General features: G+C 64.4%; 10 protein-coding genes and 1 pseudogene. 10 read left to right on the forward strand and 1 reads right to left on the reverse strand.

What is annotated here, in order from left to right; translation table 11 throughout:
• From EN742_RS11205 to EN742_RS11255, 10 genes and pseudogenes are all read left to right on the forward strand, one after another.
• A pseudogene (locus tag EN742_RS11205) lies at positions 1-597 on the forward strand (DNA polymerase III subunit gamma/tau); the annotation flags it as partial.
• Positions 598-673: 76 nt separating this feature from the next.
• Entirely contained in the window at positions 674-997 is a 324-nt protein-coding gene (locus EN742_RS11210) for a YbaB/EbfC family nucleoid-associated protein (protein WP_126056700.1), read from the forward strand.
• Between the two features lie 217 nt (positions 998-1,214).
• On the forward strand, positions 1,215-2,216 hold the full coding sequence (locus tag EN742_RS11215) for a cell wall hydrolase (protein WP_126056699.1): 1,002 nt from the start codon (positions 1,215-1,217) through the stop codon (positions 2,214-2,216).
• Between the two features lie 95 nt (positions 2,217-2,311).
• A complete protein-coding gene (recR, locus tag EN742_RS11220; protein WP_126056698.1) occupies positions 2,312-2,917 on the forward strand; it encodes a recombination mediator RecR in 606 nt (201 codons plus the stop codon).
• A 177-nt stretch (positions 2,918-3,094) separates the two neighbouring features.
• On the forward strand, positions 3,095-4,372 hold the full coding sequence (locus EN742_RS11230; RefSeq protein WP_128332807.1) for a lytic murein transglycosylase: 1,278 nt from the start codon (positions 3,095-3,097) through the stop codon (positions 4,370-4,372).
• A gap of 259 nt (positions 4,373-4,631) precedes the next feature.
• Positions 4,632-6,269 carry an ABC transporter substrate-binding protein gene (locus EN742_RS11235; RefSeq protein ID WP_126056696.1) on the forward strand — a complete coding sequence of 546 codons (1,638 nt, stop codon included), beginning with the start codon at positions 4,632-4,634 and terminating at the stop codon, positions 6,267-6,269.
• An 18-nt stretch (positions 6,270-6,287) separates the two neighbouring features.
• Positions 6,288-7,355 (forward strand): ABC transporter permease, encoded by a 1,068-nt coding sequence (locus tag EN742_RS11240; RefSeq protein WP_126056695.1) that lies wholly within the window; start codon positions 6,288-6,290, stop codon positions 7,353-7,355.
• A complete protein-coding gene (gene nikC / locus EN742_RS11245) occupies positions 7,352-8,272 on the forward strand; it encodes a nickel transporter permease (RefSeq protein ID WP_126056694.1) in 921 nt (306 codons plus the stop codon). The genes EN742_RS11240 and nikC overlap by 4 nt, the downstream gene beginning before the upstream one ends.
• Positions 8,269-9,123, forward strand: a complete 855-nt coding sequence (locus EN742_RS11250) for an ABC transporter ATP-binding protein (protein ID WP_127404982.1) — start codon at positions 8,269-8,271, stop codon at positions 9,121-9,123. The genes nikC and EN742_RS11250 overlap by 4 nt, the downstream gene beginning before the upstream one ends.
• Positions 9,120-9,866, forward strand: a complete 747-nt coding sequence (locus EN742_RS11255) for an ABC transporter ATP-binding protein (protein ID WP_126056692.1) — start codon at positions 9,120-9,122, stop codon at positions 9,864-9,866. The genes EN742_RS11250 and EN742_RS11255 overlap by 4 nt, the downstream gene beginning before the upstream one ends.
• Before the next feature lie 22 nt (positions 9,867-9,888).
• On the opposite strand, the gene EN742_RS11260 is transcribed toward EN742_RS11255, so the two are convergent.
• Positions 9,889-10,869, reverse strand: a 981-nt coding sequence (locus EN742_RS11260) for an efflux RND transporter permease subunit (protein WP_148670077.1), incomplete at its 5' end; no start/stop codon positions are given.

Raw genomic sequence — 10,869 nt, forward strand, 5'->3', positions numbered from 1 at the left:
CGCGCCAACGGGGCCCCAGCAAGCCCGGGCAATGGCGGCGCAAGCGCCGTGGCGCAGGCGCGCATGCCTTCGGCCAGCGGCGGCTCGCAGACGATGCGGCTGGTCGAGGCGCAGCCCGTGCCTACTGCCTTCGTCCCGGCACCGGAACCGGTCGTCGAAGCGCCCGCTGTTCCGGTCAAGTCGCTGGCCGACATTGCCGCCCTTGCCGATTCCAATCGCGACATCGCCTTCAAGGTTTTGATCAAGCGCTGCGTGCGGCTGGTGCGCGTCGAGCCCGGCCGCCTCGACGTCAGCCTGACCGAAGACGCGCCGAAGATGCTGCTCAACGACCTGACCGCCAAGCTGCGCGCCTGGACAGGCCGCAACTGGCTGGTGTCGCTGTCGAAGGAAGATGGCGGCCAGACTCTTGCCGAGATGGAAACGACGAAGCGCGAGACCGCCTTCCTCGACGCCAAGAGCGACCCGACGGTCGCCGCCATCCTCGCCCGCTTCCCAGGCGCCAAGATCATTGACGTGCGCATTCCGGACATGCCGGAAGTGGAAGAGGCCGAGGCCGACCTGCCGGTCGAGCCGGCGGCCGATGACGACGAAATCTAGAGTATGATCCCGAAAAAGAGGGAACCGGTTTTCGGACAAGATCATGCTCCAACAAAGAACTGAAGAGGACATTGGGATGAAGGATCTGCTCGGCCTTATGGGCAAAGCGAAGGAAATGCAGGCCAAGTTCCAGGCCATGCAAGATGAGATCGCCACGCTCGAAGCAACCGGTCAGGCCGGCGGCGGCCTGGTCAGCGTGACACTGACCGGCAAGTTCGAGATGAAGGTGCTGAAGATCGATCCGTCGCTGTTCAAGGAGGACGAGGCCGAGATTCTCGAGGACCTAATTCTCGCCGCTCACAATGACGCCAAAAATAAGGTCGAGCAGGTCATGCAGGAAAAGACCAAGGCGCTCACGGCAGGCTTGCCGATCCCGCCTGGAATGAAATTGCCGTTCTGAGCCGGCTGCCGCCAGTTAATTGATTATGAATGGAAATCGGACACCGGGGTGGTTGTTAAGACATTCCCCGGCTTTGTTCACGAGGTCATTTCCAGCCATTCATAAAGTTTTACCTATGCTGCACGAATGCTAATCCTTTAGCCATCTTTTTGCCTTTAAGAGTCTCATTCTTGCCACATCTCGGGGCGGGCTGGCATCTGGAAATGAGGCTTTTTTGTTGATCGCGACGCGATGGAAGACGCCGCTGCTGTTGCTCGGCATTGTCACTTCCCCCTTGCTTCTGGCCGGCTGCAGCCAGACCACTTCGCACGGTATGTCGGTGGCCAAGCTGACCGATGCCATCACGCCGAGTTTCCTGAGCTCACGCTCTTACGGCGCCACGCCGAAGGACAGGGAGTGCCTCGAGCGGGCGATGTTCTTCGAATCCAACCGGTCGAGCCGCGACGGCATGATCGCCGTCGGCACCGTCGTCATGAACCGTTTGCGCTCGGGCCAGCACGGCAGCACGATTTGCGAGGTCGTCGGCGAGAAAGGCCAGTTCGCGCCCGGCGTGATGACCCGGCCGATGAATTCGAAGGCGATGCCCGACGTCGAGGAGGCCGCCGACGCCGTGCTCAAGGGCGAGCGCAAGGCCAAGCTCAAGAACACCATGTTCTTCCACACCGCGGGCCTGCGCTTCCCCTACAAGAACATGCACTACACGATGGTCGCCGGCGGCAATGCCTTCTACGAGAAGCGCGGCCGCAACTGGCAGCCGCTGCCGGACGAGCCGATGGTCGCCGTAGCCTCGGCCACGCCGCGCCAGGCGGCGCCTGCTACCGCCCCGGTGCTCGTGGCGTCCGCGGAGCCGGTGGTCAAGACGATCGTCCATCCGGACCCGGCCAAGCAGGCCTCGATGACCGCTGCCGTGGAGCCCGCATCCGCGGCCAGGACGGCAAAAACCGGTACCGTTGCTGCTGAGCAAACCTACATGACCGCCGCCGTTGCGCCTGCGTCGAAGGCCGGTCGTGTCGCGGCGAAGCCGGTTGTGGTGGCGATGCAGGAGCCGATGGCGGAGCCGGATGCCTCGCGTTTCGGCGGCACCTTGAACAGCCGCTACATCACCTCGGTGCCGAGCGCGCCGCAGGAAGCGGCGATGGGTTTCCAGTCGACGCCTGAGAACACCGACGCCATCGGCGCGATGATCGTAAGCCAGAGCCGGCCGCTGGAAGCCTACTGAGCTGACCTGCAATTGATGGTCCGCCCTGTCAGCATGGCGGACCATTCCTCCGGGTGGATGTTCCAAACCGCTCTGAAAAATCCTAGATCAGTGCGATGTCCAAGCGAATCGCCGGTCCAGAGATCGAACGCCTGATCCAGCTCCTGGCCAAGGTGCCGGGGCTGGGCCCCCGTTCGGCCAGGCGCGCCGCGCTTCATCTCATCAAGAAGAAGGAGCAGCTGCTGCAGCCGCTCGCCGCCGCCATGGGCGAGGCGGTCGACAAGGTGCGCATCTGCTCGACCTGCGGCAATGTCGACACCTCCGACCCGTGCATGATCTGCACCGACTCGCGCCGCGACGCCGGCACGCTCATCGTCGTCGAGGACGTCTCCGATCTTTGGGCGCTGGAGCGGGCGGCGGCGATGAATGTGCGCTACCACGTGCTCGGCGGCACGCTGTCGCCGCTCGACGGCATCGGCCCCGAGCAGCTCAACATCCGCTCGCTGGTCGACCGCGTCGCCGGCGGCGAGGTCAAGGAAGTGATCCTCGCCGTCAACGCCACTGTCGAAGGCCAGACCACGGCGCACTACCTCACCGACCAGCTCTCCGGCTTCGAGGTCAAGGTGACAAGGCTGGCGCATGGCGTTCCGGTCGGCGGCGAACTCGACTATCTCGACGAAGGCACGCTAGCCGCTGCGCTGCGATCGAGGACGGCGTTTTGAGGGCTTCAACGAGGAGGTAGCCTGGAAATGACAGTATTCCTTCGCGCCCCCCTCTGTCCTGCCGGACATCTCCCCCACAAGGGGGGAGATTGGCAGCTTCGCTCGCGGCGTTCTTCCTTCAGCGTTGGCGATTGGCGAAAGCCAAGGCGACGGCCAATCTCCCCCCTTGTGGGGGAGATGTCCGGCAGGACAGAGGGGGGCGCGACAGAACGCAAGCATTCAAAACTGGCTGCGCTTTCCCTCTTCGCGGCTCTGTTCATTTTCCTCCTCTCCTTCCCCACCGCCGCAGCCCCCATCGACGACCAGTTCCGCACCTGGCTGCAGAGCGACCTTTGGCCACAAGCCAAGGCCAAGGGAATCTCCAGGAAGACCTTCGACGAGGCCTTCATCGGCGTGAAGCCGAACCTCAAGCTGCCGGACCTCGTTATGCCCGGCGAGACGCCGACGACGCCCGAGAAGCAGCACCAGGCCGAGTTCGGGCCGCCCGGCGCCTATTTCGCCGAGAAGACCGTTCGCGCCGTCACCGCCGGGGGGCGAACGCGCGAAGGCGCCAATGCGAGGGTGCTGGGGCTGATCGAGAAGCGCTATGGCGTACCGGGCGAGGTGCTTCTGGCGATCTGGGGCCGGGAGACCGGCTTCGGCGCGGCCAAGATGCCTTACGACGCCTTCGAGGTGCTGGGCACCAAGGCCTTCATGTCGACGAAAAAGGACTTCTTCCGCACCGAGGTGCTGGCAGCATTGGAGATCGTCGAGCGCGGGCTGGCACCGGTCAATGCGATGAAATCATCCTGGGCCGGCGCGCTCGGCCAGCCGCAATTCATGCCGACATCCTTCCTCAAGCATGCAGTCGATTTCGACGGCGACGGCCGGCCCGACATCTGGAATTCGACGCCGGATGTGCTCGCCTCGATCGCCAACTATCTCGTCCATTATGGCTGGGTCAGGGGCCGCGGCTGGGGAGCCGAGGTGATCGCGCCGGCCAATGTTTCCTGCTCGCTCGAAGGCCCCGATCAGGGCAAGAGGATTGCCGACTGGGTGGCGATGGGTATCAGGCGAGCCGACAACAAGGCGTTCCAGGCGAGTGAGCTGAAAGCCGAGGGCTTCCTCTTGATGCCGGCCGGCCGCAGCGGACCGGCCTTCATCGTCACGCCGAACTTCTATGTGCTGAAGCAGTACAACACCAGCGACCTCTACGCGCTGTTCATCGGCCGTGCCGCCGATCGCATCGCGAAGGGCGACGCCACCTTTACCGCAAGCTGGGGGCCGGTCGGCGATCTGCACCGCTCCGATATTGCCGCCCTGCAGCGGGCGCTGGAGGCCAAGGGCTACGACGTAGGCAGTGCCGACGGGCTGCCCGGTTTCAAGACCCGCCGCTCGATCGGCGCCTGGCAGGCGAAGAATGGCAGGGCCGCGACCTGCTTCCCCGATGTTGGCCTGGTTGCGGTGCTGAAGTAACCTCGAATTTAGCAGAATTTTCCCGATTGGCTGCATCGATTAGCCGGCGCATGGGTCGACACGCCGTGGCTCGTTCTGGTCCAATACGTTGTCTTGCAAATGCGCGTTGCCGGCTTGCGGGCCGCCGGATATGGTGTTGACCAATTGGACAAAAACCATGACGGTAAGTGGCCGGGGACACGCGCGCGACCCGATGGAATTTCTGCAATCCTGAGCCGGGAACTCAGGTCAACAAACAACAAAACAGGGAACGATCACCATGATGCTGGAAAAGTTTGCTCTTCGCTCTCGTGCCTTGCTTGCGGGCGCGGCGCTGTCCGCGCTGCTGGTCGCGCCTGCCTTTGCCGTCACGCCGGCCGATACGCTGGTCGAGGGCTTCGCGTTCGACGACATCATCACCATGGACCCGGGCGAGGCGTTCGAGCTGTCGACCGCCGAGGTCACCGGCAACACCTATGATCTCTTGGTCCGCCTCGACCTCAGCGACACTTCCAAGGTCAAGGGCGATCTCGCCGAGAGCTGGGCCGTTTCCGACGACGGCCTGACCTACACCTTCAAGCTCAAGCCCGGCATGAAATTCGCCTCGGGCAATCCGATCACCGCCGCCGACGTCGCCTATTCCTTCGAGCGCGCCATCAAGCTGGACAAGAGCCCCGCCTTTATCATCAGCCAGTTCGGCATCAGCGGCGACAATGTCGCCGAAAAGGCCAAGGCGGTCGACGACACCACTTTCCAGTTCGTCGTCGACAAGGCCTATGCGCCGAGCTTCGTTCTCAACTGCCTGTCGGCCACGGTTGCCTCGGTCGTCGACAGCAAGCTGGTCAAGGAACATGTCGCCGCCGTCACCCCCAGCGCCGACTACAAATGGGACAATGATTTCGGCAATGCCTGGCTGAAGACCGGCTACGCCGGCTCTGGCCAGTTCAAGCTGCGTGAATGGCGCGCCAACGAGGCCGTCGTTTTGGAGCGCAACGACAACTACAATGGCGAGAAGGCCAAGCTCGCCCGCGTCATCTACCGCTTCATGAAGGAAAGCTCGGCGCAGCGCCTGGCGCTGGAGGCCGGCGATATCGACGTCGCCCGCAACCTCGAGCCCAACGACCTGGATGCCGTCGCCAAGAACGCCGACCTCACCACCACAAGCGCGCCGAAGGGCACGGTCTATTACATCAGCCTCAACCAGAAGAATCCGAACCTCGCCAAGCCGGAGGTTCGCCAGGCGTTCAAATACCTGGTCGACTACGACGCCCTGAGCTCGACCATCCTGAAAGGCATCGGCGAGATCCACCAGTCCTTCCTGCCCAAGGGCGACCTTGGCGCGGTCGATGAAAATCCCTTCAAGCTCGATGTCGCCAAGGCCAAGGAACTCCTGGCCAAGGCCGGCCTGGCGGACGGCTTCAGCGTGACCATGGACGTGCGCAGCAAACAGCCGGAGACAGGCATGGCCGAGTCGATCCAGCAGACGCTGGGTCAGGTTGGCATCAAGCTTGAGATCATTCCGGGCGACGGCAAGCAGACGCTGACCAAGTATCGCGCCCGCAACCACGACATCTATATCGGCAATTGGGGCCAGGACTATTTCGATCCGAACTCCAACGCCCAGACCTTCGCCTCGAACCCGGACAATTCCGACTCCGCCAAGATCAAGACCCTCGCCTGGCGCAACGCCTGGGATATTCCGGATCTGACCAAGGAGACCGAAGCGGCGCTGCTGGAGAAGGATTCGGCCAAGCGCGCCGATATGTACAAGGACCTGCAGAAGAAGATCGTCGACACCAGCCCCTTCGTCATCATCCACCAGCAACTGGAAGTGGCTGGTCTGCGCAAGAGCATCAAGGGCTTCGCGCTCGGCCCGAGCTTCGACACCAACTTTGTCGGGGCGGTCTCCAAGGAATAGTTCCGGCGGACGCACCGCGTGAGCATCGTTGAAAATCAGGCGGCGGCCGGGCGCGGCAGCACCCGCTCCGCCGCTGTCTTATCGTCGATCGGCCGCTTCCTGGTCATCGCGGTGACCACCTATCTCGGTCTGCTCGCGGTGACCTTCTTCATTGGCCGCGTCATCCCGATCGATCCAGTGCTGGCCGTGCTGGGCGACCGAGCGCCGGCCAATGTCGTCGAGCGCACGCGCCGCGAGATGGGGCTCGACCTGCCGCTGATCCAGCAGTTCTACATCTATGTGAAGAGTGCGCTGAGCGGCGATTTCGGCACCTCGGTGCTGACCACCAATCCGGTCATGACCGATATCCGCCGCGTCTTCCCGGCGACCATCGAACTGGCGACGCTGGGCACGCTGATCGGCGCCGTCATCGGCGTGCCGCTCGGCGTTCTGGCCGCCGTCAGGCGGGGCAGCCTCGTCGACCAGATCGTGCGCATCATCGGCCTGATCGGCTATTCGGTACCGATCTTCTGGTTGGGACTGCTTGGGCTGGTCCTGTTCTACGCCAAGCTGCAATGGGTCGCCTTTCCGGCCAGGCTCGACGTCGTCTACGAATACACTTTCACGCCGATCACCGGCTTCTATCTGCTCGACGCGGCGATGCAGGGGCAGTGGGATGTCTTCTACGACGCCTATCGCCACATCATCCTGCCGGCCTCGCTGCTCGGCTACTTCTCGCTCGCCTATATTAGCCGCATGACCCGCTCCTTCATGCTGAACGAGATGGCGCAGGAATACATAGTCGCGGCGCGCGCCAAGGGCCTGTCGGAAACGCGCATCATCTGGGGCCACGCGCTGCGCAATGCCGCGGTGCCGATGGTGACGGTGATCGCGCTCTCCTACGCCAGCCTGCTCGAGGGCTCGGTGCTGACCGAGACCGTGTTCTCCTGGCCGGGCATCGGTCTCTACATCACCAATTCGCTGCAGAACGCCGACATGAACGCCGTGCTCGGTGGCACCATCATCATCGGTTCGGTCTTCATCGGCATCAACCTTCTTTCCGACCTGCTCTACCGCGTGCTCGATCCGAGGACCAAGGCTGCATGAGCGCCGAGACTATCCAGAGCCGTCGCGAATGGCTGCTCAGCGAGCGGCCGGCCTCGCGCATGCAGGCAAGGCTCGGCCGCGCCTATGTGGCGTGGCGGCGCTTCTCCGCCAACCGGCTGGCGGTTCTCGGCCTGCTGATCATCATCGCCCTGCTGGTGGTCGCCGCCTTCGCCGACGTGCTGGCGCCCTATTCGCCGACCGTCGGCGACCTCAAGAATGCGCGCCTGCTGCCGCCCGGCGCCGCGCACTGGTTCGGCACCGACGACCTCGGTCGCGATATCTACTCCCGCATCGTCTACGGCTCGCGCTGGACGCTCTATGTCGTGATCCTCGTCGCCGTCATCGCCGCGCCGATCGGCCTCCTGGTCGGCACGGTCGCCGGCTATGCCGGCGGCTGGACCGACGCGATCCTGATGCGCATCACCGACATCTTCCTCGCCTTCCCGAAACTGGTTCTGGCGCTAGCCTTCGTTGCCGCGCTCGGCCCCGGCATCGAGAACGCGGTGCTGGCGATCGCCATCACCTCCTGGCCGCCCTACGCCCGCATCGCGCGAGCCGAGACGCTGACGGTGCGCAACTCGGATTTCATCAAGGCGGTGCAATTGATGGGCGCCTCGGCGTTCCGCATCGTGCTGCGCCACATCATGCCGCTCTGCATCTCTTCGCTGATCATTCGCGTGACGCTCGACATGGCCGGCATCATCCTGACAGCCGCCGGCCTCGGCTTCCTCGGCCTCGGCGCGCAGCCGCCGCTGCCCGAATGGGGCGCGATGATCGCGTCCGGCCGGCGCTTCATCCTCGACCAGTGGTGGGTTGCCGCGGCACCGGGTGCCGCCATCCTCATCGTCAGCCTCGGCTTCAACCTGCTCGGCGACGGCCTGCGCGACGCGCTCGATCCAAGGAGCGGCGACCAATGAGCGGCAACAAGAGCGACAAGGGCACGCTTCTTGAGGTCGACGATCTGCGTGTCACTTTCCCGACCCGCACCGGCCTGGTCGAGGCCGTGCGCGGCGTCACCTTCTCGCTTGGCCGCGAGCGACTGGGCATCGTCGGCGAGAGCGGTTCCGGCAAGTCGCAGACCGGCCGCGCCATCATGGGCGTTACCGCGCCGCAGGCCGAGGTCTCGGCGAACAAGCTCGCCTTCGACGGTATCGATCTGCTCTCCATAGCGCCGCGCCAGCGCCGGGCGCTGCGCGGAAACCGCATCGCGATGATCCTGCAGGATCCGAAATATTCGCTCGATCCGGTGATGAGCATCGGCCGCCAGATCGTCGAGACACTGCGCACGCATGAGAGGGTCTCAAAGGCCGAGGCGCGCGAGCGGGCGCTGGCCATGCTGGAGGCGGTGCAGATCCGCGATCCTAAGCGCGTTTTCGACCTCCACCCGCATGAGGTTTCGGGCGGCATGGGCCAGCGCGCCATGATCGCCATGATGCTGATTGCCGGGCCGGAGCTGATGATCGCCGACGAGCCGACCTCGGCGCTCGACGTCACCGTGCAGCTCGACGTGCTGAACATCCTCGACAAGCTGGTCGCCGAGCGCGGCATGGGCCTGATCTTCATCTCGCACGATCTGCGGCTGGTCTCGTCCTTCTGCGACCGCGTGATCGTCATGTATGACGGCAAGGTGGTCGAGCAGCTCAAGGCTTCGGAGCTGCGCGACGCCCGGCACCCCTATACGCGCGGTCTGCTCAACTGCATGCCGAGGATCGGCTTCGAGCGTCACCCGCTGCCGGTGCTCGACCGCAAGCCGGAGTGGGCGGCATGACCGCGGCGCTTTCCGTCGACAGGCTGGAGGTGATCTTCGACCGGTTTCGCGCGCTGAAGGGCGTCAGCCTCGAGGTCAGGGAGGGCGAGTCCTACGGGCTGGTCGGCGAGAGCGGCTCCGGCAAGTCGACGCTGCTCAGGGCGATCACAGGCTTGGCGCCCGCCTCTTCGGGCACCATCACCGTCAACGGCAAGACCCTCGGCAAGACTCGTGAAAAAGCCTTTTACCGCGAGGTGCAGATGGTCTTCCAGGACCCCTACGGCTCTCTGCATCCGCGCCAGACGGTCGACCGCCTGCTGCAGGAGCCGCTCGCCATCCATGGTTTTGCCGATGGCGAGAAGCGCATCGAACGCGCGCTGGACGAGGTCGGTCTCGGCAACGGCTTCCGCTTTCGCTACGCACACCAGCTCTCCGGCGGCCAGCGCCAACGCGTCGCCATTGCCCGCGCGCTGATCCTTGAGCCCTCGATCCTTTTGCTCGACGAGCCGACCTCGGCTCTCGATGCCTCGGTACAGGCGGAGGTGCTAAACCTGCTCGAAGAGGTGCGGCGACGGCGCAAGCTGACCTTCCTGATGGTCAGCCACGACCTCGCCATCATCACCCATATGTGCGAGCGGTTGATGGTGATGCAGAACGGCGAGGCGGTTGAGACGCTGACGGCGAGCCAGCTGATCGGCCACCGTGTGAGTGAGGATTATACGCGCAATCTGCTGAGGGCGAGTGAGGGGTTTGTGAGGGCGTAGCTTCTGTGCCGCGCAACTTGACTCACAAATGCGCCGCACCACTCTCTGACACCGTCTCGCTATGCACGCCGTCTTGCCGCCGGTCTTTCGGCTCCTTGATGCGGAACCACGTCACGTAAAGCGCCGGCAGGAACAGCAGCGTGATCGCGGTGCCGGCGATGATGCCGCCCATCATCGCGTAGGCCATCGGTCCCCAGAACACTTCGCGCGCAATCGGGATCAGCGCCAGGCTGGCGGCCGCGGCCGTCAGCGCGATCGGCCGCATGCGGTGCTCGGTCGCCTCGATGACGGCGGCCCAGCGGTCCTTGCCTTCGGCGACCAGGTCCTCGATCTGCACGATCAGGATCACCGAGTTGCGGATCAGGATTCCGATCAGCGCCAGCACGCCGAGGATGGCGACGAAGCCGAGTGGCGCGCCGCTCGGCACCAGTGCCGCCACCACGCCGATCAGGCCGAGCGGCGCCACTGCCACGACCAGGAACAGGCGTTGGAAGCTTTGCAATTGCACCATCAGGATGGTCGCCATGACGAACAGCATCAACGGCACGACCGCCGCGATCGGCCCCTGGCTCTTGGCGCTTTCCTCGACCGAGCCCGCGGTTTCGACCGAATAGCCCGGCGGCAGCTTGGCGATGAAGGCGTCGACCGACGGCTTCAGCTCGTTGACGACAGTGGCCGGCAGCACGTCGCCGACCAGACCGGTGCGCACGGTGATGGTCGGTATCCGGTCGCGCCGCCAGACCGTCGGCTGCTCGAGCTCGTAGCGTATGTTGGCGACCGCGGCGAGCGGGATGGCATCGCCGGTCCCGGTTGGCAATTGCATGTTCTGGAGCGTTGCGACCGAGCTGCGATCGGCCTCGCGCGAGCGCGCCACGACATCGATCAGATAGGTGGCGTCGCGCAGCTGGGTGATGGTGGCGCCGCCGACCGTGCTGTTCAGCGCGCTGGCGATGTCGGAGGAGGTGATGCCGAGCTGGCGCGCCTTGTCCTGCAGCACATCGAC

The sequence above is a fragment of the Mesorhizobium sp. M4A.F.Ca.ET.020.02.1.1 genome (assembly GCF_004022645.1).
In the GTDB taxonomy this organism is placed as follows: Bacteria; Pseudomonadota; Alphaproteobacteria; order Rhizobiales; family Rhizobiaceae; genus Mesorhizobium.

Excerpts from the sequence above, each read along its gene's own strand:
- EN742_RS11210 (WP_126056700.1), top strand. The coding sequence starts at position 674 with ATGAAGGATCTGCTCGGCCTTATGGGCAAAGCGAAGGAAATGCAGGCC.
- recR (WP_126056698.1), top strand. The coding sequence starts at position 2,312 with ATGTCCAAGCGAATCGCCGGTCCAGAGATCGAACGCCTGATCCAGCTC.
- EN742_RS11230 (WP_128332807.1), top strand. The coding sequence starts at position 3,095 with ATGTCCGGCAGGACAGAGGGGGGCGCGACAGAACGCAAGCATTCAAAA.
- EN742_RS11235 (WP_126056696.1), top strand. The coding sequence starts at position 4,632 with ATGATGCTGGAAAAGTTTGCTCTTCGCTCTCGTGCCTTGCTTGCGGGC.
- nikC (WP_126056694.1), top strand. The coding sequence starts at position 7,352 with ATGAGCGCCGAGACTATCCAGAGCCGTCGCGAATGGCTGCTCAGCGAG.
- EN742_RS11250 (WP_127404982.1), top strand. The coding sequence starts at position 8,269 with ATGAGCGGCAACAAGAGCGACAAGGGCACGCTTCTTGAGGTCGACGAT.
- EN742_RS11255 (WP_126056692.1), top strand. The coding sequence starts at position 9,120 with ATGACCGCGGCGCTTTCCGTCGACAGGCTGGAGGTGATCTTCGACCGG.